The following is a 22,905-nucleotide window of genomic DNA, read 5'->3' as shown; positions in this document are numbered from 1 at the left end:
TATGGATTATTTAGACGAAGAAACACTGGTCATCGATAAAGCATCAAAAGGCTCTGCGAATACAGAGTCTGACCAGGCTTTTTCTAAATTGGTGGCTGTACACTCCTCCAGCACCCAAGAAGAGTTTCTGCGTCACTTTGATAAGGCAGAGAATCTACTGATCAACATCAGTAGTGATTTGCTGACTAAAACACTCAAAATATCCACACTGTCTGAGCCAGAAGATTTAACCATTTTCCGAGAACAGTTTATTCAAGGCATCAACGACATAAAGGCTCAAGCGACTGAGCTTACCTACCCTATAGCGGTTATCGACAAGCTCTGCTTTTTGTATGCCGTGGTGATTGATGAGTTCATCATCTACACAGAATGGGGAGAGAAACGAGGCTGGGAAAATAAAACCCTACTGAGTGAACTATTTGGTATGCGTAATGGTGGCGAACTGTTCTTCTCTGTTGCAGAAAAAGCCGCCAGACAACCCCACAAGCTGATAGACCTTTTAGAGATCATCTACCTATTTATCAATATTGGATTCAAAGGCCAATATCGTGAAGGTGGCGCTGAACAGTTAAAAACGTTTGTTCATCAGCTAGAACAAACCATCAGCCAATATCGCTCAGCTAGCGGTGTACATTGTCGTACTAAAGTAAAACTTCCAGAGGTAAGGAAACCGACTAGGCGTAAACGTTACTTCATCACTAGCCTGTTTTTCTTCTGTTTAATCACCACCAGCATTGGCTTAACTGAGTTTTGGTACACCAAGACCCACGAGCAAAGAGCGCGTGATTTCACATTCTTGCCAAGCTTTAGCGAACGTTACGTCTTATCGGGCGAAATCAAAGACATCGTATTCATCAGCGATGATAAAGACTTGGTAAACCCACCTCGTCACGCCAGTAAAGCGGACGCAATAGAAGCATCACAAACCAACGACTTTACGCCAAGTACAGCAAATTGGTTGGTTCAACTCGCCACCTTCTCAAGTAAGAAAAACGCCGAAGCTTTCATCAAGAACCTATCACCTTCGGCTTATGAGCCGATTATCTCTCCTTACAAGAAGTACTACCGAGTGATACTAAGAACAAGCACCTCAGAAGAAGCGAGAAGCACCAAGGCGTGGTATGTCGAAAACGATCAAATAAACGCCATTATCGTTCGCACTTCTGCACACGAGTTAAACAAGGAAGAGTCTAACTGATTATGCCGGATGCCAAATCAAACAAGTCAGGCAATGTAAAAAAAACAGTAGGCATTTCTGCCCTAGCCACTGTCGCCTTTTTTACCGTCGCTTCTAGCGTCATTCTGCTAACACCTCTCAACGCTTATTTAGTGTGGGCGCTGACCACTATCGCCATTATGTCCACGCTTATCGGCTTCATTTGTTACTGGGTGCTCATCAAGCGCAGCGCAAAATCACAAGAAGAGTCATTAGATAAAGAATTGATTCAGAAGCGACAAAAGCAGCTAGCCAGTCATTTCAAGCGAATGATCAGTGGGCAAAAACGTAAAACTCGCTTAACCAGCCGTTACGACCAGCCAATCTATCTATTACTAAGTCAGAATCCGAATAAAGACAAAAGCATCATCACCCAAATGGGCTATGAAGCGTATAAGCTCGATGACTTCGGCAATGACATTGAATTCCCAATCCTATTTTGGGTCAGCGAGCACTCGATTTTGGTTTCTATCAGTATGGGTGAAGACCAACACCCTGAGTATCTGAAAACGCTATGTCAGTCGTTAACTGCGTGGCGACCAAGACAAGCCGCCAATGGCTTATTGCTTACCACCGATGTTTCCTCGTTATTAGAAAACAATGAGCAAATCACACAGCAAGCTGACGAGCTTAAATCGACCATTAAGACTTTTAATCAAGCATTTGGGGTCAGCTTACCGATTTATAATGTGATCTCGAATATGGGTAGCATCAGCGACTTTTGTCAGTTCTTCTCAGCGTTTGATGAATCCAAAAGAGACGAAGTGTTTGGTGCTACCGCTCCTTACTCTAAACACGGTGGGATCGATGCAGACTGGTTTAACGATGAGTATGATCACTTAATCAGCGAACTGATTGCGAATATGAGCAATGCGCTTGCCGGGCAACTCAATCAAGATTATCGCAACTCGATAGCCAGTGCCCCTTTCCAGTTTGGCTTATTAAAACAGAATCTTTGGTTATTCCTCAACCGGTTATACCGAGGAGAACAGCTTAGTGATGCTCTGCAATTCCGGGGCTTTTACTTCACTCATGATGGACAAAGTTCAGCGCAGTCAGATTTATTGGCGAGCGCTGTCTCTTACTCAGTAGGTCACGAGCATTATCAACAAAACGAGCAAATCCCGGTAAACCAGACGTTGTTTGCCCAATACCTGATGACTCACGTGATCCTATCTGAGCACGAACTGGTCGGCGTAAACAAACGCAAAGAGAACACCTTACTCGTCAATCAAGTGCTGTTCACACTCTCTTGGATTGGTTTACTTGCCGCGGTATTGCTGGTGATTAAGTTCGACTTTGACTTCCAGAACCAACGTGAGACCAGAGCAGATGTGATGTTGGAACGTTATAAAGAAGCCATCTCGGCATCGCCTTATGACATCGAAAACATGGCGGACAATATCCCCAACCTATTCTCACTGCAGCGTATCTATAACCTCTACAAGCAACCAGAGCCTTGGTACAGCCTGCCGTTTATGCCAAATCCGAGCATCAAGGAAGAAGTCGAAGAAGCCTATTTCACCGAGCTACAACAAGTCCTGATTCCTTCCATGGAGAATACGCTAGAGAAAGACCTGTTTGTGTACGTAAACCTTGAGGATCAATCTCAGACGCTTTCTCTATTAAACAACTATCGTCTGTTGTTTAGCAAAGACAGAACCAACGTCCAAGAACTCAAGAACTACTACATTCGTACGCTCCAAGACCAAGGTGAAGCAGATAGCGTCAACATTGCTCAGCTTGACGTGCTGCTCAATGACATCTTTGCTCGTAACCTGACGCCTGTAAAATCGAATCATGATTTAGAAAGTCTAGCGAAGAAAGTCATCACGCAAACGGGCATTGAAACCCTGCTATACGAACACATCCAAAGCTCTACAGCCTATGCTAAGCGCGTCGATATTCGCGGTGAGTTAGGTGACAACTTCGGCTCGGTGCTTCAGTTTTCACCGAGTTACGCTGGCTACTTGGTTCCGTATATCTATACACCGACAGGTTTTAACGAACTCGATTTATCGGTGAATTCCCCGACTCTGAAATCCGCTTTGCAGTCTTATGAAGGCGTCGCTGGAGCTTACCCTAGCGCACTGGAATTGCATCGAATCAGTCGTGAGTTAAAGCAAACTTACCAGAATGATTACATCGCCTATTGGCGTGATTTAGTTCGTAATGTCGAAGTCAAAGAAGTGGCTAATCCTACGCAACTAAAAAGTGCATTAACGAGCCTGTCAGAAGCGAGCAATAACCCATTAGTCAGCTTGTACTCGACGATCGCTAAATACACCTATGTTGAGCTTGAAATCCCTGCAGAGGGTGACAAGAAACAAGATCCTGCGAGTATGCCGATTCAAGATCCTGATAAAAAAGAATCCGCTCGTCAGATATCACTCAGCTTCCAAGCTTACAAAAAGCAGGTATCGCCTAACGACCAAGGTAAGAAGCCAATCGATAACCTGCTTACTGCGTTTATCAATGCTAAAAAGTGGGGAGACAAATTTTACGAAACCAAAGAGCCACAAAAAGTTGCCTTTGATACGCTGTCTGTCACGTTGCAAGCCGGTAACCCTATTGCGTCCCTATCGAGCCTATCCGACAGCCATTTAGCGGTCGCTGAAGAGCTGGTTAACAAGGTGGTACACCAAAGTAATGAAACGGTAATGTCACTGGCTCACGACTACTTAAACACAGCGTGGTCGAACGAAATTTATCTGCCTTATCAACAGCGTTTGGCTTCATTCTATCCGTTCAATCGAAAGTCCAAATCGGATGTCAGTGTGGCGGATGTCAAAGCCTTCTTCGTTACGAATGGCATAGTCGACAAGTTCTCTCAAACTCGCCTGAATGGATTCGTAAAGGACAGCGACGAAGCGCCTTATTTACCGGGACTGCTTCCAGGTACGGGCTTGTCGATCACACCTGACGTTTGGACAATGATGGATAAAGCGGCCGATATCAAAAGTGCCCTGTTCTTGGCCGATCCGTCCAATGTGTTGATCAATTTCCAATTAAAAGCCGTCGATATGACACCGAACATCACGGAGTTTTCCATCATTTCAGATAAGCCTATCTTTACTTACCGACACGGCCCAACATTGTGGAGCCAACAGTCGTGGCAAGGTGACGCGAAATTTATCGAAAAACTCGGTGTTCAACTCAATGCTCAAGACTCAACCATAGGTCAAGATACAGTGAAAGGTACATGGAGCTGGTTCCGCTTATTCGAACCAAACGTGAACTTTACCTCTGCACAAGACACCCAAGTTGAGTTTGTTTATGGCGACAGCAAGGTGAAGCTCACCATCAAAACCCAAGGGCAATCAAACCCATTTGTCCCAGGGTTCTTCTCAGGGTTCTCTCTGCCAAGTGGAATTTAATAGCGATCCGTCTAATAGCTCGGCCTCTCTATCGAGGCGAGCTCAACTCTCCGAAGACCTTGCCTCTTCTAATGAGAGGAATTTGAACGATGAACAACTTCAGCAAGTACTCCAAGATCATGGTTACACTGACCTCATTCGTTTAAGTTCACGAGTGTTCAGAGCCCAGCACTCAAATTGGGGACTGGTGACCATTAAATACGCTCAAGAGCTAAAGCATCGTCACTTTCTAAAACAAGAGGCGGAGTTTCTTTATTCCAGAACCGATGTGCACTGCATCACGCCCAAATATCTCGACTACTTCTCTAACTACCAACAGGACTTTCTCGTACTTTGCCACATCAGCGGTCAAACACTACTAGAGGTACTAAACGACTCAAAGATGACTGATCATTCATCTTTTCAATTCATTAACTCGCTAGAAACCACTATAAGCAAAGTCCATAGACTTGGATTCGTTCATGGTGATCTCAAGCCGTCCAATGTAGTCATCAGTGAACAAGGGCAAGCTCAACTCATAGACTTTGGCTCTGTCACTAAAATAGGAACTGAACGCTCTGTACTTCGCTTTGACAGCTACACGCCTCGATACTCAAGGCATCAATCCGTTACAAGCAAGGTTGATGATTGGTTCGCACTTGCCGTCATATTAGAAGAACTATTAGATAATGCGTCACTACCAAGTCGATATCAGGTTCTACTGAAACAGCATAGATAAACCGACCATATCTGCAGACAAGAAAAAAGCGGATGACCAATCATCCGCTTTTTGCATTCTTTTTAAACACGTTAAGCCTTACTTTCAGCCTTAGTGGCTAAGTTTTTGGGGCACTAAGAGGTATTCGGACACTAAGAGTTATTCGGGAACTAAAAGTGATTCCAACCCACCAGCAACAGTCGCTGCGAGTGCTTTAGGTGCAAGGCTCTCTTTTACACTCTCTTTGATAGTTGTGCCATTGAAGAAATTCTTAACCTGCTGCTTTCTTACTGCCTTGGTGAACGCTTTTTCATCCGTTCCCGGTATAAAGTTAGGCTCACCGCGCGCTGCGTTCAACACCTGCTTCACTCCGGGCTTATTACTTTCTAGCGCGATTTCACTATTAGCAATAAACGCCTTAGCTTCTTCTTGTAGCGTAGCATAAGCACTCAATGTCGACTTCTGGAAAGACAACTTGATAACAGAAGGATCTGTGTTCACTTTACAACCAAACTTTCGCTTAATTCTTCGCGTTAAACGAGTCTTCATATTCGGAGGTGGTGGCGTAATGTCTGTGATAGATAAGAAGTTATATGGCGAACTGTAACACGGCATGCAAACCATGTAGGAAGCAATCACTGGGATCTCTTCCATCTTCATTTTGAACCAGTCACGGAAGAAGTTCGCGCCAATAACGTCTCGCTTTTGATTAAGCATCACACACTCTTGCTTAAACTTGCGAAACTTACGTTCCATTACCCACTTGTCGTATAAGCCGCGGAAAAAATTGAAGATAGAAAGTACGGCTTTAACAATACTGGTCACCGTTGCGCCAATACCTGAGCTCGCTAGGTTAATCGCGATCACACCACCATGCGCGAGTGCAATCATTGAATCTTGGATAGCAACAGCGCGGATCTCGCCACGGATTTTGTCTATCACATCAGCGCCCACGCGAGTGGTTGTCATCGAGCTCAAGTGACGAGTTTTATGATTGTTTACCGCTTTACCTAAAGCGGAGTAAATTCGGCTGGCCGCCTCTTTGATATCATCAATAGCAGGTGCTAAATCTGCAAAGATCTTCTTAACCAAGCTAGGAATCATACTCAGTATTTGAGCTTTGATATCATCCATAGCGATACTGGTGATGCTCTTTGCATAATCTAAGAATTTCTCTTTGATCTGCTCGGTAATATTTTCAATCATCCCAGCGAGGCTAGTTCCACTCCCTGTCACTCCCTCCGTTATGGTACCGGTTAAACTGTCTACTTCTGTTGCAGCGGCAACTGCAATCTTAACTTTATCTACTTTAGTCACACCCACCAAATCAGCATTAGCAAACAGCGATAGCATGTCTTTCTGAATGAGGGTCAGCCCTGTATTCGGCATCGTACGTTCTCCCTGTAACAAGTCCACGATAGATTTGAAAAGTTACTTGAACGACTAAGTACCTCAGAATCATTCGGTCTTAGCTAACTGAAACCTGAACTATTCAACCTTGATCGCACTACTACACAATCCATGCAGTTATTCTTTGTTAAATAAAGGTTAACATATAAAATATCTATTCATAGAAAGGTTCACCATTATTTCCTTTTAGATTCCAAAACCAACAATTAACCCTCTTGAAATCATGCATTTCCGCCAAATTCCACTACGCTTTATCAATATAAAAAATAGCAATCTGATTAAATTTTTTAGGGACGAAAAATGAATCAAATTACGACAGATAAACCGATCATTCTGGTTGTTGATGACATCCCGGACAACATTCATACCCTCTCAGGAATCCTGAACGACGACTTTAAAATTAAGGCTGCGACATCCGGAGAAAAAGCACTAAAAATTGCTTCTACTCACCCAAAGCCTCATCTCATTCTTCTCGATATCATGATGCCAATGATGGATGGTTATGAAGTATGTCGTCGACTTAAAAGCAACCCTGTCACTTCTGACATCCCCGTTATCTTTGTGACAGCTAAGACGGATGTGGTCGACGAACAGAAAGGCTTTGAACTCGGCGCTGTTGATTACATCACTAAACCAGTCAGCCCCCCTATTGTGAAGGCTCGCGTTATCACGCATATCTCTCTCTATGACCAAAACTTGGCACTGTCTCGCAAGGTAAGACAGCGAACGGAAGCTCTCGCCATGAGTCGATTGGAGATAATCCGCAAGCTCGGCCGCGCCGCTGAATACAAGGATAATGAAACCGGAATGCACGTTGTAAGAATGAGTTACTACTCAAAGATTCTGGCTCAGCAGTTAGACGTCAGTGAAGAGTGGGTGGAGTTGTTATTCCAAGCAGCTCCGATGCACGATATCGGCAAAATCGGTATTCCTGACTGCATATTAGGTAAACCTGGCAAGCTTGATGCAGATGAATGGGCAATCATGCAAACACACGTAACGATTGGCGGGGATATTATCGGAGACAACGACTCCAAATTGCTAAAACTCGCCCAAGAGATCGCTCTTTATCACCATGAGAAATGGGATGGCAGCGGCTACCCTCATAAGCTATCAGGCGAAGACATCCCTCTAAGTGCACGTATTGTTGCAATAGCAGATGTATTCGATGCCCTCACCAGCGAGCGCCCATACAAGAAAGCTTGGTCAATTGAAAAAGCAATTGAATTAATACAAGAACAAGCTGGCCATCACTTTGATCCTAACTTGGTTCCTATTTTCATTAATAAGCTCGATGAAATGCTCACTATCAAAGACTCTTTTACTGATGAACAAGAACACTAAGTTCGCTGGTACTTTATCAATACAGGCACTTTATGAATACTGTTTCAAGATTTGCTACTGATTCAAAATTAATCTTAACCTCTTTTCTGATCGCAGCCATCGTTGTGTTTTCTGTCGCGGTAGGCGCTTGGATCAATCTCAACGATCGCTTCATCGGCGTCGAACAATACGCTTCCAGTACTCGCTTATTGACTTCACTCGATAAGCTCCGCGTTTATGAGTTATCTTTCAGTAACGACTACAACGAACAAGTCATCTCTAGCTTTGATCAAGAAGCAGAACAAACCGTGGGTCTAACTAATGATTATGCCGACCAATATGCAGCGTCCCTTCCTATAAATTTACTCACGGAATATTTGGTTCAATTCAAGCAATATGTCGACATTGTTAAGTTGAACCAATCAACTCGAACGCTTATGGACGAGCGCTCCAATGCCGCGACAGAGTTATTGCGAGAGATGAGGGATCTACACAATCAAGCGATCAATCAAAACAATCAGAAAATTCGCGGTCTACGACTAAACAACGAAGAACTGACCAACGTCGCACTAAAAACCAGTCAACTTGCCACTCTCGCCGTTAACATACAAAACCTTGAAAAAGAGTATTTACTCGACGGCGACCTAAAGACTCACTCGTTGGTCAAACTTGAGATGCAAAAGGCTTCACAGCTCATTTCGGAGTTGCAAGAGCAGATTTTGGATGACAAAGGACAACAACTTTTAGAGATTGTAGATAAGGCAAAAAATCGCTATTACACCAACTTAGTTCAGCTACAAGGAATACCAGCGTCTTCGAAAAAGTTAAGAGCATCCCTTATCAATCAAGTCACCCTAAGTGGTTCTGAATTTTCGCGTTCGGTTGGGTTACTCTATCAAGCCAAGCAGAGCCAAGTCGCGGAACTGAGTCATCTCGTTTCTCAATCTCAAGCAGAACTCTCTTCCCAATTGCTCATAGGGCAAGACCTATTGGCGATTCGCACGCTACTAAGCCGTTCAAATCGATTCAACCGAGATTTTCTGCTCGCAAATTCAAAGGAGCAGAAGCTCATCGCCGACAAAGTGTCACATGTGATTAATGAGATGCAATCCAAATCTAGCAACGCGCAACGACTTATTACTTTGTATGCACCAAACGTAAGAATTACTGCCTTTGACGAGCATATCAGCGTTTATGAGTCGCAATTTATGGAGTTAGTCAGTTCACAGATGCGAGGTCACCAACTACTCACGGCGATGGACGAGAGTTTCTTAGAATTTCGAGACTTCGTATCCCAACGTCACCTTTCAGAAAGCGTCAATGTAAAAGACTCTTCTAGCGTAACGCTCCATTTAGCTATCGGTGGTGTGATTTTCTTTGTGATTATTTTGTTGATGGGCTTGCTCGCTAACAAAGCGCATTCTGCTTTAGAAACTTTCGCACACAGTCTAGCCGCAGCAAGAGATGAAGCCGATGCCGCCAACCAAGCCAAATCTGACTTCCTCGCCAACATGAGCCACGAAATTCGTACACCAATGAATGCCATCATCGGCATGAGTTATCTAGCATTAAAAACCGATTTAACCAAGGCGCAGCGTAACTACATTCACAAAGTTAAGCTCTCTTCCGATACCCTACTCGGCCTAATCAATGACATTCTCGATTTCTCGAAAATTGAAGCTGGAAAACTCGACATTGAGAAAGTGGACTTCCAACTTGAAAATGTACTCGACAATATTACTAACTTGGTTGGCTTACGAGCCTCAGAACGCGACCTAGAGCTGCTCATTCAAGTCGATAGAGACGTGCCGACTAACCTGATTGGGGATCCGTTAAGAATTGGGCAAATACTGATTAACCTAAGTAACAATGCTGTCAAATTCACAGAGAAAGGCGAAGTAAAGATCTCTATCTCAGTTGCTGAAAGACAAGGCGATGACATAAAGTTGAACTTTGCCGTCTCAGACAGTGGTATTGGTATGACGCAAGAGCAAGCCGCCAAATTATTCAACAAGTTCACTCAAGCCGATAGCTCAACCACACGAAAATACGGTGGGACAGGCTTAGGCCTCGCCATCAGTAAAGAACTAAGCCAACTGATGGGCGGTGATATTCATGTCTCAACAGAGCTTGGTAAAGGCTCGACCTTTTCATTTACGATTGCCACTCGCGTTAGTCATTCTATCCAGCAGCATCGCGTGGTGGTGCCTGCATCAATTAACGACTTGAAAGTGTTGGTCGTCGATGACAACTCCAGCGCACGCTTGATCATGGGTGATATTCTAGAGTCGTTGAAGCTAACACCAACACTAAGTTCATCAGTCGATGACGCTCTTGTTGAGTTACATAACGCTGACGCTCAGAACAAACCATTTGATTTGGTTATCTCCGACTGGAAGATGCCTAAGAGAGACGGCGTAGACTTACTCGCAGAGCTCAACAATGGGCAGCATCTAAACACAACGCCTAAGATCATGATGTTAACCGCTTACGACCGAGAAGAGCTTGCTGAAGCGATTGAAAAAAGAGGCTTTAACATACCGAGTATTCTTGACAAACCAATCACCTCATCTCACCTTTATGACTCAATTGTCTCACTCTATGGGCTCGATTCAGACCGTGTCTCACGCAGTGAACTTGAACAACAAACTCAGTTAGCCAACGTCCAGCAACTAGCAGGAGCCAAATTACTCTTAGTTGAAGACAATGAGATCAACCAAGAACTCGCGACTGAGCTATTAGAAGGACAACAAATTCAGGTTTCGGTAGCTGAAAATGGCAAACTAGCGATCGAGCTTTACCAACAAGCCATTGCAGACGGACAACCGTTCGATGGTATTTTGATGGATTGCCAAATGCCAGTAATGGACGGTTATGAAGCAACAGAGTACATTCGTCAGCAGATCAACGATCAAGATATACCTATCATCGCGATGACAGCTAATGTCATGGAGCGAGACAAGGAAAAGGCGCTCGGTTGTGGCATGAGTGACATTATTGCTAAACCTATAGATGTCGGTTCAATGTTTGCCACTCTCGCGAGTTGGGTGTCACCTTCCCGTCCCATTGCGTTTGTTAACCCAATATCACACCAAGAAGAATCCGTGAACTGTAGCTCTAACGAGTCAGAAGACAATAGTGCCTTTAATACAGCGCTTTCTAAAGTTGAGGGGCTAGACATTACGCTTGGCTTAATCAGAGCCAACAATAATCAACAACTGTACATCAAGCTATTGCATCGGTTTGTCGAGGCCTATTCTGACAGAGATAAGCTACAAAGCGAGCTAGCAAGTGGCAGTGCACCACGCTATCTTCACACACTGAAAGGGGTGGCTGGCAATTTAGGGGCGAAACAACTGCACACGTTGTGTGAAAACCTAGAAGCACAGCCAAACGATACCGATTTGAAAGGCAGTGTGATCAGCACATCGCTCGAACTAAGCCAATCACTTACCGGAGCCTTGTCTCAAATTGAAGTATCAAAAGACTCAATAGCGACCAGTTCTAGCAAGTCAGAAGAGAGGTCTGAACAGCAACAACAATCGACTACAGACCAGCAACTCTACCGCCAATTATTGGAGGCAACGGCTAATGATGACACCGATGCGCTCACTATAATTCTTAACATTGAAGATGGCGCTAAGATTGGATTATCCTCTTCAGAATTCAAACGACTGGAAGTTTCGTTGGAAGAGTTTGATTTTGACAAGGCAACTGAGATATTGAAAGAATCGACCTTGTCTGATTAAGCTTCTGACAAATAAAGGAATTCGTTACAAACATTCCAAATTTTGTAGAGAGCCTGGCATGGCTCTCTTTTTTTTCGCCTCCGCACAACACGTCACCGTGAACTTTATGAACAATATTAATCCAATGTTCTTTATTCTCAATATCGCCGCATTGCAGACATTTCATTAACACAACGTTAACTTTAGCTTCATCTGCTAAGCAATATCCTACTCATCTGTTTAGTAGCTGGAAATAAAACATAAGTTTCTCTCGATTGAAGAGATCCCCTACATAAGGAACGTGAACCATGTTCAAGGCACTGAAACCTACTCTTGCGGCTTCTATCATCGCAGCTACCTTTTCTTTCAACACTTTTGCTGCTGACGTAGAAAAAATCCACTTCCTAATCCCTGGCGGCGCTGGTGGCGGTTGGGATATGACAGCTCGTGGTACGGGTGATGTATTGGTGAAATCAGACATCGTAGAAAATGTCTCTTTTCAAAACCTCTCTGGTGGCGGTGGTGGTAAAGCGATTGCTCACCTAATCGAAACGGCTCAACGCCAAGAAGACACGCTAATGGTGAACTCAACGCCTATTGTTGTTCGTTCACTAACAGGTATCTTCCCTCAATCTTTCCGTGACCTAACTCCGGTAGCAGCAACCATTGCCGATTACGGTGCGATCGTCGCGTCTGCGGATTCTAAGTACGACACTTGGGAAGACGTCGTTAAAGAGTTCGAAACCAACCCACGTAAAGTGAAAATTGCTGGCGGTTCAGCTCGTGGCAGCATGGACCACCTTGTGGTTGCTGCAGCATTCAAAGGCGAAGGTTTTGATGCGAAGAAAGTGCGTTATATTGCCTACGATGCTGGCGGTAAAGCGATGGCGGCATTGCTTTCTGGCGAAACACAGCTGCTTTCAACAGGCCTTGGTGAAGTACTAGAGATGTCTAAATCTGGCCAAGTAAAAGTGCTTGCTGTGACGGCTCCAAAGCGTCTTGACGCTGCGCCTAACATCCCAACACTGACTGAATACGGTAACGAGACAGTATTTGCTAACTGGCGTGGTTTCTTCGCTGCACCGGGTACAAGTCAAGCGAAAATCGACGAGTGGAACGAAGCTCTTGGCAAAATGTACAAAACCGATGAGTGGCAAGTGGTTCGTGACCGTAACGGTTGGATCGATAACTACAAAGCGGATAAAGATTTTTACGCCTTCCTAGAAGACCAAGAAAAACAGATGGGCGACCTAATGCGTGAGCTTGGTTTCTTGAAATAACCAACAACCAAAGAGGGTCTTTGTGCCCTCATACTCTTTCCTTGTTTCGCCGTACATGAGTTAACTTCAAACTCCTTTGTTTATTCGTAGACGTATTACTAACGCTTGCTGATTCGTTGTAAACGCAAGTGGCTTGCTAAGCTCAAGCACGGTAATTCGCTTACCTTCGGTTAGTGATCCCAGACATTTCATTGACTCGCTCATGTACGGTTTTTTTATTTTTCTATACCACCCCAAATGGAGTTGGATATGTCGGACTTACCAACCAAATTTCTGAGTAAGGAATCTTTGCTTTCGAAGGATCGCATCGGAGCCATGATCTTTATGCTGGCGTGCTTGTGCTACGGCTACCAAACCACGCTGATTCCTTTGTTTCCCGGTGACGAGTACGAACCCTTCACAGCAAGAACATTACCTACCCTGTTGACGTTTATCGGCATTGGCCTCTCGTTGATCCTGCTGATAACAGGACAACCGGATAAGAAAGTCACATGTGACACAACGCCGCTGAACTGGAAACTGCTGATTGGCTTCTTGGTGTTAATGGCACTGTACGGTGTTGGGCTGACTTATCTTGGCTTTGTTTTAGCAACCAGCTTCTTCTTACTTGCAGGCTTTTACTTGTTGGGTGAGCGCCGCAAAGCGGTTTTATTTGGCGCGTCGTTCCCTTTCGTTATCGCGTTCTTTCTTTTATTAACTCAAGGCTTAGATATCTACCTAGAGCCTGGTTTAATCTTCACTCTTTGGTAGGGATAACATTATGTTAGACGGAATTTTACAAGGACTTTCGACCGCTGTGATGCCAATGAACATCATGATGGTAATTGTGGGCTGTTTCGTTGGTACCTTCATCGGTATGCTTCCGGGGTTAGGTCCAATTTCAGCAATCGCGTTGATGATCCCTATTACATACGGCCTAGACCCTTCTTCTGGCCTAATCTTGATGGCTGGTGTGTATTACGGCGCTGTATTTGGTGGCTCAACGTCATCCATCTTAATCAATGCTCCGGGTTGTTCTTCAACGGTAGTTACTGCGTTTGACGGCTACCCGATGGCTCAAAAAGGTCAAGCAGGTAAAGCACTTGCTCTCGCGGCTTACTCTTCTTTCACTGGCGGTACGCTTTCAGCAATCATGCTTTTGATTGCCGCTCCGGCTCTAGCAAGCGTGTCACTGAGCTTCCAGTCTTCAGACTACTTTGCGTTGATGCTATTAGGTTTATCCGCTGTAGCGGCGTTTGCAGGCCCAGGTCAGGTAATTAAAGCGTGGATGATGACTATTCTTGGTTTGATGCTATCAACCGTAGGTATCGACAAAGGGGTTGGCGTTGAACGTTTCACTTTTGGCCTAACGGATCTGATGGATGGCTTTAGCTTCCTATTATTAGCGATGGCAACATTCGCACTGGGTGAAACCTTGATGGGTATTCTAAAACCCGAGCAAGACACCAGCGCAGAAGAAAGCAAAAAGATGTCTGATATTGGTAGCATGAAAGTCACCAAAGAAGAGTTCAAAGAAGTCGCGCCAGTATCGATTCGCTCTTCTATTCTCGGTTTCTTTACCGGTGTTCTACCGGGCGCAGGTGCCACTATTGCGGCATTCCTAAGTTACGGTATGGAGCGTAGCCTAGCGCCAAAAGACAAACAGAAAGAGTTCGGTAAAGGTAGCATTCGTGGTCTTGTTGCTCCTGAATCAGCAAACAACGCAGCTTCAAGTGGCTCATTCGTTCCGCTACTAACGCTGGGTATTCCGGGCTCTGGTACAACTGCGATTATGCTTGGTGCATTAATTGCCTACGGTATTCAGCCTGGTCCTCGCTTGTTCGTTGAACAACCAGATGTATTTTGGTCAGTCATCATCTCTATGTACTTTGGCAACATCGTACTGGTTATCTTGAACCTACCTTTAATCCCTTATATTTCTAAACTGCTAGCGGTACCTAGAACGGTTCTACTGCCAATGATTATCTTCTTTTCAATCACTGGCGTGTACTTGGTGTCATTCAACACAATGGACGTATTTGTGATGCTACTGGTAGCGATGGCTGCGATAGCATTAAGGCTAGCCAACTTCCCATTGGCACCATTACTGTTAGGCTTCATATTGGGCGGCTTGATGGAAGAGAACTTAAGACGTGCATTGATGATCAGCGATGGTGAGCTGAACTTCTTATGGGAACGCCCTATTACGATGACCTTCACTATTCTGGCGGTACTGGTGCTGTCTAGCCCGATTCTAGTGAAACTATTTAAGAGTTTTAGAGCGAAGCCAGTAGAAGTGTAAAGCTTTACCGAATCAACTAAACCTCAACGAAAGGAGCCATTGGCTCCTTTTTTCATTTAGAGCCTCAATTCAAACCAGCGGTTAAAGATGGTAGCAAACTCACAAACCTATCTTTACAACACACATCGCGCTGATATTCATAGCAAATTCAAGTAAGGTAACCAGTTAGTTAACGTATTGGATTCTAAACTATGGATTGGTTGATTCTGTTCTTATCAGGGGTGATTGGCGGTGTGCTTAACTCCATTGCGGGTGGCGGTAGCTTCATCACCTTCCCTGCTCTATTGTTTGCTGGGGTTCCACCAATAGCAGCCAACGCGACCAATACCTTTGCTTCGTGTGCTGGGTACATTAGCGGAGCCTACGCTCTGCGCCACGAAATTCAATCTGGTACTAAGCAGCTAAAACTGACTATAGCTTTATGTGTCATTGGCGGTGGTATCGGGGCTTTCTTGCTACTTCACACACCAGAAGCTCTGTTCACTCAATCCGTTCCTTGGCTGTTGCTGTTTGCTGCTTTGCTATTCACGTTTGGCGGCACGCTCAATAAATGGCTTAAACAAGCTACAGCAAAACATAAGCACGCCACCAGCGCAGGCGCGTTCTTTTCCGCTTTATTGCTTTTGATTGTCTGTATCTACGGTGGTTATTTTAATGCCGGTTTGGGCATTGTGACATTGAGCTACTTGGCGCTGGCTGGTTACACCAACATCAACGTGATGAATGGCATCAAACTGCTCGTGTCCGCGTGTGCTTCCCTCGCAGCGATCGTGTTTTTTATCGTCAATGGTTCGATTGATTGGCCGTCTGGCATGGCTGTATTATTGGGTACATTGGTTGGTGGTTATTATTCAGCAAAAATCTCTCGCCGCATCCCTCAACACTATGTTCGTACCACAGTGATCATCGCGAGCTTTTTGATCACCGCTTACTTTTTCTATGCTAACTAGACGTTCGGTTTAATAAGACTTGCAACTGGAAAGATAAAGCAAAAAGTCTACACCCTTCTCATACCGATTTCGCTATTTTATTGCTTATAAAATAGCCAAGCCAAAATGTGTGAGACGAGTCCTTCAATTAGCAAATTTGATAACAATTTAGACTGTTTTTTAGCCTTTATTTTGCCAAAGGTGGGATAATTCTTCTGTCGAAAGTGAGACTTCATTAGGAGGCGTTATGAACACTAAACTCGGTCATGTCATGTCATCAAGTCGACTCATTTGCTTTGTCGCTTTTCTTGCTGCCACATTCGCGTGGATCCTAAAAATGCCCGCTCTGTTTTCTGTGTCAGCGCTATTCTTACTGGTCAGTGCGATCGTCTATGTCACCGATCTTTGGAAGAATCAAAGAAAGAACCGCGAAGCTTAGCCATTTACGGTTTAAAGCGAACGAATTAAAAAAGGAGCTCATAGGCTCCTTTTGTGTTTTTCGCTTATCTAATTAGGCGTACTAATCGCCGACGCCTTATTTAACGACGCCTTCTTGTTAACGACGGAAGTTACGACCGTTACCGCCGCGGCGCTCTTTAAATGCAGACGCAGCTTTAGCTTGAGAAGCGTGGATAGACTCAACCGTTAGTTCCATTGGCTCACGAGGCTCTAGCCCATGGCGGAATGTACGTGAACGCGGAGGCATCTGGTATTCAATGTCCGATGCTTTAGGCATGCGCTTGAAACGGTAAAGGTAGAAGTTTTCAACCTTCTCACGAGCCCATTCGGTTTTCTTCAGGTATTTAACTGCGCTTGCCACTGTAGGTTTAGTGTTAAAGCAGTTCATACGCATTGCCGCATCTAAAATTTCCCAACCATAGTGATCCACTAATTCAGTGATCATGGTTTCAAGCTTTAAGCCGTGTAGCGGGTTATTTTGTTGCAGTTCGATTCTTTCTTCTTCAGTCATAACATTACCTTTTTCAAGGCAACTAAAGGCCTTGAATTTACTCTAGAACACCGTCATCACTGACCATTTCTAGCTCAATCACTTGGGCATTACATCCATTGCCCTTATTTATGCCTTTATGATGGCATAAAGCATACTCGTTATCCTATTTATCTTTGAAATTAATTTCGAATTGGTCACTTAACACCCTACCTTAGCTCGCTATACAGACTAAGCACATTCTGCAAACAAACCTTCACCCCAAAGGTTATGAAACTGGTTCAACTTAACAAAACCTACGGTAACCGTATGCAAAAACCATATATTTAGTGATGACATTAAAGTTTTTCAGTACGCAGTATTACAATTTAATAACACAGTGCTATGGTTTTATTGAATATCGAAACGGTAAAAAACCCGATTAAACAATGACATAATTATAATTAAAGGTTGGCTTGCCACATGTTTGACTACTCCAATTTCAGTAGAGCAGCGGCCCAAGACAAAGACATCGTCGCCATAGTCGATGATCTCTTCCAGCTAGCTCGTGAACACTACCCCATATTATCTCGGCTATCCGTGGTGCTATGCAGTGAAAATAAAGCATCGAATTATTTTGTTTCAGATTCACTGTATCAAAACGCCAAGCATCACTACATCGAACAGGAGATCAAACCCAACTCTGCTTTGAGTCGTCTGGCTGAATCATTGGAAACAAGAATTGTTGATGACCTCTCTTTGATGAATCCGACTAAGCAAATCTCTCATCTACTCGAGCTTGGTCACCAAAGTAGCTACACCACTCCAATCCACTACCAAGAGAGTAACCTCGGGTTCGTTTTCATCAACGCATCATGCACTGACTTTTTTGCTAAACAGACAATACAAAGCGACATCGCGTACCTCACTCAAGCTATTTCGAACCTGTTTGTGCAACTCTTCGAACGTCAGCGACATTTTCAGTCCTCATTAGCAATCGCCCTAAACATGGGGCACGCACGTGATCCTGAAACCAAAGAGCACCTGATTCGCATGGGAAAATACAGCGAGCAGCTGGCACGTACGCTTTCGCATAGTAACAATGAGATTACCCACCAATTCGTTCACCGCATTCGCTTGTATGCCCCGTTTCACGATATTGGTAAGTACCGAATCCCAGACAAAGTGCTCTTCAGTACTGAGCGTTTTTCGGAAGAAGAAAGAAACATCATGAACAATCACACGATATATGGCGAAGAGATGATTGATGACGTGGTTGCCCTTTCCCACCACAGCTCAATGTGTAGCGAAGAAGTTCAGTTCATCAAGAATATTGTACGTCACCATCATGAACGGTTTGATGGCTCGGGATTGCCAGATGCGCTCATTGGAGAAGCGATTCCACTGGAGGCAAGAATTGTCACACTAGCGGATGTGTTCGATGCTTTACTGAGTAAACGAGCTTACAAACACGCATGGTCAGCATCTAAGGTAATGGACTACATTGAAGCGCATACTGGGCTGATGTTTGATCCAGAGTGTGTGTCTGCGCTGAAGCAAAACCTTGATTACTTCATGTCGATACGAGAGCAATACAGTGATGTGCAAAGTCCACAAGCTGCGCTCGCTTAACGGGTTGTATTAAATTTACTTTACGTGACTCTCTTGCAGAACCAACAAAAAAGGATGCCAATCGGCATCCTTTTGTTTTCTAGTCTACAGCTGATAAGAACAACAAGGTTCTTAACTGATTCTAACTAACGATTATACGTCGTAAGTTGTAGAAGCAGTGTCGCCGCCTGTACCAGTCCAGTTTGTGTGGAAGAATTCACCACGTGGACGGTCAGTACGCTCGTAAGTGTGAGCACCGAAGTAGTCACGTTGAGCTTGAAGCAAGTTCGCTGGTAGACGTGCAGTTGTGTAACCGTCTAGGAAAGATAGCGCAGAAATCGTACATGGCATTGGGATACCAGACTCTAGAGATTTCGCTGCTACTTTACGCCATGCCACTAGGCTGCCTTGTAGGATGTTTTTGAAGTACTCGTCAGAACCTAGGAACGCGATGTCTGGGTTTGCTTCGTACGCATCACGGATGTTGCCTAGGAATGCAGAACGGATGATACAACCACCACGCCACATTAGCGCTACGTTACCGTAGTTTAGGTCCCAGCCGTTTTCGTTCGACGCTTCACGCATTAGCATGAAACCTTGAGCGTAAGAAATGATCTTAGAAGCCAGTAGAGCTTGACGTAATGCATCAACCCACTCTTGCTTGTCGCCTTCAACTGGAGTGATTGTCTTCTCAAACAAAGCTTCAGCTTCAACACGTTGGTCTTTAAGAGCAGACAGGCAACGAGAGAATACAGACTCAGAGATTAGAGTTAGTGGGATACCTAGGTCTAGTGCGTTAATACCCGTCCACTTACCCGTACCTTTTTGGCCTGCAGTGTCTAGGATCTTCTCAACTAGCGCTTCACCGTCTTCATCTTTGTAGCCAAGGATGTCAGCAGTGATTTCAACTAGGTAGCTGTCTAGCTCAGTCTTGTTCCAGTCAGCGAATACTGCTTGCATCTCGTCAGCAGACATACCTAGGCCATCTTTCATGAACTGGTATGCTTCTGTGATAAGCTGCATGTCACCGTATTCGATGCCGTTGTGTACCATCTTAACGAAGTGACCAGCACCGTCGTTACCAACCCAGTCACAACAAGGCTCACCAGCGTCAGTTTTTGCAGAGATACCTTGGAAGATTGGCTTAACCGCTTCCCAAGCCTCAGCCGCGCCGCCTGGCATGATTGAAGGACCGAAACGAGCACCTTCTTCACCACCAGATACACCAGTACCAATGAAGTGGATGCCTTTCTCACGACAATGCGCTACACGACGGTTAGTGTCTGGGTAGTTAGTGTTACCACCATCAATGATGATGTCGCCTTCGTCTAGAAGTGGGATTAGGTTTTCGATGAACGTGTCTACAACGTCACCAGCACGAACCATAAGCATCACTTTACGTGGCGCTTCTAGCTTCTCAACTAGCTCTTCTAGAGAGTAAGCACCAACAATGTTAGTACCTTTAGCTGGGCCTTCTAGGAACTCGTCTACTTTAGCAGCAGTACGGTTATGAGCCACAACTTTGAAGCCGTGGTCGTTCATGTTTAGGATAAGGTTCTGACCCATTACTGCTAGGCCAATTACACCGATATCACCTTTCATTATTTTATCTCCTTGCGGCTATTCGCACTTATGCGATAGCACTTGCTGCATTTGAATCTAGGAACCACTCTGTTTCGCCAGTTTTAGACTGGATTTTCGCTGCCGGGTAAGGCAGTCCTGAAGCAGGAGTTGTATGAATTTCTTTAACGATGTCAACTTTACCTGCACCCAGTACTAGGTAGCTGATTCGTTTTGCTGCTTCTAAAACTTTCGCTGTTTTAGATACACGGATTTGACCAGACTCTGGGTGAGAAGCTAATACAGATAGGCTCTCATCTTGGTAGTTAGTTGCACCCGGGAATAGTGAAGCTGTGTGGCCGTCTGCGCCAACACCAAGCAGAATCCAATCGAATACAGGCGTGCCGTTTTCTGTTGGGATTACGTCTGCCATCTCTTTTGCGAAACGCTCTGCTTCTGCTTTAGGTTCATCTTCACCACGGATGCGGTGGATGTTTTCAGCAGGAAGATTCACTTGAGTAAACAACAATGCATTCGCTTCACCGAAATTGCTTTCAGCGTCGTCTGGTGCAACGCAACGTTCGTCGCCCCACCAGAAGTGAAGGTTATTCCATTGAATACCTTCTGCGTATGGCGCCTGTGCTAAAAGCTTGAAAAGCATTTTTGGCGTGCTGCCACCAGATAGTGAAATGTGAACAGGTTTACCCTGCTCGCTGTATGCTTTCATTTCATTTGCTAGGTTTTCAACAACCAGTTCAGGCGTTGCAAAGATCTTGTGATTGATCATAGTTCGCAGTAATCCGTGTCTGTTAAGTTTTTGCATGGGAAACGCCATGCGCGGCCATCACGTTGCAGAAGTTCATCCGCTTCCTGTGGGCCCCAAGTACCACAAGCATAGCCAAACAGCGCTTGAGGATCTTGCTTGAAGTCTAAGATTGGTTGAACGTACTTCCAACATGCTTCTACCGCATCGGTACGTGCAAACAGAGTCGCATCACCGTTCAGTGCATCAAGAAGAAGACGCTCATAAGCCGTCAGCATCTGAGTTTCAGGCAAGTCAGAGTAAGAGAAGTTCATTTTCACTTCTTTTGCTTTGAAGCCTGCGCCTGGCTCTTTCAAACCAAAGCTCATCTGAATACCTTCATCCGGTTGGATACGGATAATCAGCTTGTTCTCTGGTGCATCTTGACCAAATACTGGGTGTGGTGTGTTCTTAAAGTGAATCACGATTTCCGTTACGCGCGTTGGTAAGCGTTTACCCGTGCGAACGTAGAAAGGAACACCATTCCAACGCCAGTTATTGATGTGAGCTTTCAAGCCGATGTAAGTCTCGGTACGAGAATCATCCGCTACACCATGCTCTTCACGGTAACCTAGTAAGTGCTGACCACGAACATCCGATGCTGTGTACTGACCTAATACTAAGTCTTTACGCAGATCATCTTCTTCTAATGGTTTCAGACACTGAAGCACTTTAACTACTTCATCACGAATAGAATCCGCGTTAATTTGTGCAGGCGGCTCCATACCTACCATTGCTAGCACTTGTAGCAGGTGGTTTTGGAACATGTCGCGAACTGCGCCAGAACCGTCGTAGTATCCGCCACGCTCTTCAACGCCAAGGAACTCAGCACCTGTGATTTCAACGTATTCAATGAAGTTACGGTTCCACAGTGGTTCAAACATCGCGTTTGAGAAACGAAGCACTAGAAGGTTTTGAACCGTCTCTTTACCAAGGTAATGGTCGATACGGTAGATCTGGTGTTCTTGGAAGTGATGATGGATCTCTTTATCCAACGCTTGAGCTGATGCTAAGTCGTAACCAAATGGCTTCTCGATGATCAGACGACGCCAGCCGTTTGATTCATCGTTAAGGCCATGCGCAGCAAGGTTTGCTGGGATAACACCGTATAGGCTTGGCGGGGTTGCCAAGTAAAACAGTGTGTTGTGGTTTTCAAATTGGTAGTCTTGCTCAAGCTTGTCTAAACGTTGTGCTAAACGAGCGTAGTCGTCTACATCTGAAGTGTTGATCGCTTGGTAATGCAGATGTTCAATAAATGCATTCAGCGTCTCTGGCTCAGTTTTTTCCATTTCCTGAAGAGACTTCTTCAGCTTCTCACGGTAAGACTCATCGCTGTACTCAGTACGGCTCACTCCAAGAATCGCAAAGGATTCTGGTAGTTGATTGCTAGCATACAAGTGGTATAGAGCAGGAATTAACTTGCGGTAAGTTAGATCTCCCGACGCACCAAAAATAACGATGCTGCTGTTTTCAGGTATTACCATCATCTTTCCTATAAAAACAAGGTTTTTAGTATTCGCCAAAGGTATCAGCGACATACGAAAATAGATAATAGGTCTTAACTATTACATCAATAGTAAGCACCTATTAAATTTGAGAATGCGTTTGGTAAACGAGGGTGAAAGCTATCACCTCTATTCGGGACAGTATTGTCTATGACTATTTGATTTACATCAACCACTGTGAAAGCAATCGATTAAATATTGACTCATTTCGAACAAATTCTAATCGATAGCTCCGTTCGTTTGACCCAAGGGAGATGC

General features: G+C 44.6%; 16 protein-coding genes. 11 read left to right on the top strand and 5 right to left on the bottom strand.

The window, feature by feature from the left end:
* The first annotated feature begins 1 nt into the window (after position 1).
* From icmH to ATB74_RS07965, 3 genes are all read left to right on the top strand, one after another.
* Positions 2 to 1,198: a type IVB secretion system protein IcmH/DotU gene (gene icmH / locus ATB74_RS07975; protein ID WP_061018246.1), complete on the top strand. Its 1,197-nt coding sequence runs from the start codon at positions 2 to 4 to the stop codon at positions 1,196 to 1,198.
* A 2-nt stretch (positions 1,199 to 1,200) separates the two neighbouring features.
* Positions 1,201 to 4,593 (top strand): type VI secretion system membrane subunit TssM, encoded by a 3,393-nt coding sequence (gene tssM / locus ATB74_RS07970; protein ID WP_061017845.1) that lies wholly within the window; start codon positions 1,201 to 1,203, stop codon positions 4,591 to 4,593.
* 82 nt (positions 4,594 to 4,675) lie between these two features.
* On the top strand, positions 4,676 to 5,311 hold the full coding sequence (locus tag ATB74_RS07965) for a protein kinase domain-containing protein (protein WP_060982131.1): 636 nt from the start codon (positions 4,676 to 4,678) through the stop codon (positions 5,309 to 5,311).
* Positions 5,312 to 5,449: 138 nt separating this feature from the next.
* Here the strand turns inward: ATB74_RS07965 and ATB74_RS07960 are convergent, their stop codons facing one another.
* Positions 5,450 to 6,679 (bottom strand): hypothetical protein, encoded by a 1,230-nt coding sequence (locus ATB74_RS07960; protein WP_060982132.1) that lies wholly within the window; start codon positions 6,677 to 6,679, stop codon positions 5,450 to 5,452.
* Between the two features lie 321 nt (positions 6,680 to 7,000).
* Here ATB74_RS07960 and ATB74_RS07955 point away from each other — a divergent pair, with 321 nt between their 5' ends.
* From ATB74_RS07955 to ATB74_RS07925, 7 genes are all read left to right on the top strand, one after another.
* The gene (locus ATB74_RS07955) at positions 7,001 to 8,044 is read left to right on the top strand and encodes a response regulator (protein ID WP_061017843.1); all 1,044 of its coding nucleotides are present in this window, start codon (positions 7,001 to 7,003) and stop codon (positions 8,042 to 8,044) included.
* Between the two features lie 32 nt (positions 8,045 to 8,076).
* Positions 8,077 to 11,772 carry a response regulator gene (locus ATB74_RS07950; protein ID WP_061017840.1) on the top strand — a complete coding sequence of 1,232 codons (3,696 nt, stop codon included), beginning with the start codon at positions 8,077 to 8,079 and terminating at the stop codon, positions 11,770 to 11,772.
* A 287-nt stretch (positions 11,773 to 12,059) separates the two neighbouring features.
* Positions 12,060 to 13,031: a tripartite tricarboxylate transporter substrate binding protein gene (locus ATB74_RS07945; protein WP_048615086.1), complete on the top strand. Its 972-nt coding sequence runs from the start codon at positions 12,060 to 12,062 to the stop codon at positions 13,029 to 13,031.
* A 249-nt stretch (positions 13,032 to 13,280) separates the two neighbouring features.
* Entirely contained in the window at positions 13,281 to 13,781 is a 501-nt protein-coding gene (locus ATB74_RS07940) for a tripartite tricarboxylate transporter TctB family protein (protein WP_041472791.1), read from the top strand.
* Between the two features lie 10 nt (positions 13,782 to 13,791).
* Positions 13,792 to 15,312, top strand: a complete 1,521-nt coding sequence (locus tag ATB74_RS07935) for a tripartite tricarboxylate transporter permease (protein ID WP_061017838.1) — start codon at positions 13,792 to 13,794, stop codon at positions 15,310 to 15,312.
* A gap of 191 nt (positions 15,313 to 15,503) precedes the next feature.
* A complete protein-coding gene (locus ATB74_RS07930) occupies positions 15,504 to 16,262 on the top strand; it encodes a sulfite exporter TauE/SafE family protein (protein WP_050633441.1) in 759 nt (252 codons plus the stop codon).
* Positions 16,263 to 16,488: 226 nt separating this feature from the next.
* Positions 16,489 to 16,680 carry a hypothetical protein gene (locus ATB74_RS07925; RefSeq protein ID WP_017059711.1) on the top strand — a complete coding sequence of 64 codons (192 nt, stop codon included), beginning with the start codon at positions 16,489 to 16,491 and terminating at the stop codon, positions 16,678 to 16,680.
* A 117-nt stretch (positions 16,681 to 16,797) separates the two neighbouring features.
* On the opposite strand, the gene ATB74_RS07920 is transcribed toward ATB74_RS07925, so the two are convergent.
* Positions 16,798 to 17,211: a VF530 family DNA-binding protein gene (locus ATB74_RS07920; protein ID WP_010438513.1), complete on the bottom strand. Its 414-nt coding sequence runs from the start codon at positions 17,209 to 17,211 to the stop codon at positions 16,798 to 16,800.
* Positions 17,212 to 17,640: 429 nt separating this feature from the next.
* Here ATB74_RS07920 and ATB74_RS07915 point away from each other — a divergent pair, with 429 nt between their 5' ends.
* Positions 17,641 to 18,801 carry an HD-GYP domain-containing protein gene (locus ATB74_RS07915; protein ID WP_061017837.1) on the top strand — a complete coding sequence of 387 codons (1,161 nt, stop codon included), beginning with the start codon at positions 17,641 to 17,643 and terminating at the stop codon, positions 18,799 to 18,801.
* Between the two features lie 132 nt (positions 18,802 to 18,933).
* Here ATB74_RS07915 and gnd read toward each other — a convergent pair whose 3' ends face one another.
* Genes gnd through zwf form a run of 3 tightly spaced genes read right to left on the bottom strand, consistent with a single transcriptional unit; the run spans position 18,934 to position 22,626 of the window.
* Positions 18,934 to 20,382 (bottom strand): decarboxylating NADP(+)-dependent phosphogluconate dehydrogenase, encoded by a 1,449-nt coding sequence (gene gnd, locus ATB74_RS07910; RefSeq protein ID WP_017059712.1) that lies wholly within the window; start codon positions 20,380 to 20,382, stop codon positions 18,934 to 18,936.
* 28 nt (positions 20,383 to 20,410) lie between these two features.
* Positions 20,411 to 21,127 (bottom strand): 6-phosphogluconolactonase, encoded by a 717-nt coding sequence (pgl, locus tag ATB74_RS07905; protein WP_061017835.1) that lies wholly within the window; start codon positions 21,125 to 21,127, stop codon positions 20,411 to 20,413.
* Entirely contained in the window at positions 21,124 to 22,626 is a 1,503-nt protein-coding gene (gene zwf / locus ATB74_RS07900) for a glucose-6-phosphate dehydrogenase (RefSeq protein WP_061017833.1), read from the bottom strand. Before zwf ends, pgl begins: the two co-directional genes overlap by 4 nt.
* Between the last annotated feature and the right edge of the window lie 279 nt (positions 22,627 to 22,905).

The organism is Vibrio splendidus, assembly GCF_001557875.1.
Lineage (GTDB): Bacteria > Pseudomonadota > Gammaproteobacteria > Enterobacterales > Vibrionaceae > Vibrio > Vibrio splendidus_F.
The sequence above is the reverse complement of the archived record's forward strand: the minus strand, read 5'-3'. Positions and strand labels throughout refer to the sequence as shown.

Coding starts and splice junctions, on each gene's coding strand:
- icmH (WP_061018246.1), top strand. CDS start 2: ATGGATTATTTAGACGAAGAAACACTGGTCATCGATAAAGCATCAAAA.
- tssM (WP_061017845.1), top strand. CDS start 1,201: ATGCCGGATGCCAAATCAAACAAGTCAGGCAATGTAAAAAAAACAGTA.
- ATB74_RS07960 (WP_060982132.1), bottom strand. CDS start 6,679: ATGCCGAATACAGGGCTGACCCTCATTCAGAAAGACATGCTATCGCTG.
- ATB74_RS07955 (WP_061017843.1), top strand. CDS start 7,001: ATGAATCAAATTACGACAGATAAACCGATCATTCTGGTTGTTGATGAC.
- ATB74_RS07950 (WP_061017840.1), top strand. CDS start 8,077: ATGAATACTGTTTCAAGATTTGCTACTGATTCAAAATTAATCTTAACC.
- ATB74_RS07945 (WP_048615086.1), top strand. CDS start 12,060: ATGTTCAAGGCACTGAAACCTACTCTTGCGGCTTCTATCATCGCAGCT.
- ATB74_RS07940 (WP_041472791.1), top strand. CDS start 13,281: ATGTCGGACTTACCAACCAAATTTCTGAGTAAGGAATCTTTGCTTTCG.
- ATB74_RS07935 (WP_061017838.1), top strand. CDS start 13,792: ATGTTAGACGGAATTTTACAAGGACTTTCGACCGCTGTGATGCCAATG.
- ATB74_RS07930 (WP_050633441.1), top strand. CDS start 15,504: ATGGATTGGTTGATTCTGTTCTTATCAGGGGTGATTGGCGGTGTGCTT.
- ATB74_RS07925 (WP_017059711.1), top strand. CDS start 16,489: ATGAACACTAAACTCGGTCATGTCATGTCATCAAGTCGACTCATTTGC.
- ATB74_RS07920 (WP_010438513.1), bottom strand. CDS start 17,211: ATGACTGAAGAAGAAAGAATCGAACTGCAACAAAATAACCCGCTACAC.
- gnd (WP_017059712.1), bottom strand. CDS start 20,382: ATGAAAGGTGATATCGGTGTAATTGGCCTAGCAGTAATGGGTCAGAAC.
- pgl (WP_061017835.1), bottom strand. CDS start 21,127: ATGATCAATCACAAGATCTTTGCAACGCCTGAACTGGTTGTTGAAAAC.
- zwf (WP_061017833.1), bottom strand. CDS start 22,626: ATGGTAATACCTGAAAACAGCAGCATCGTTATTTTTGGTGCGTCGGGA.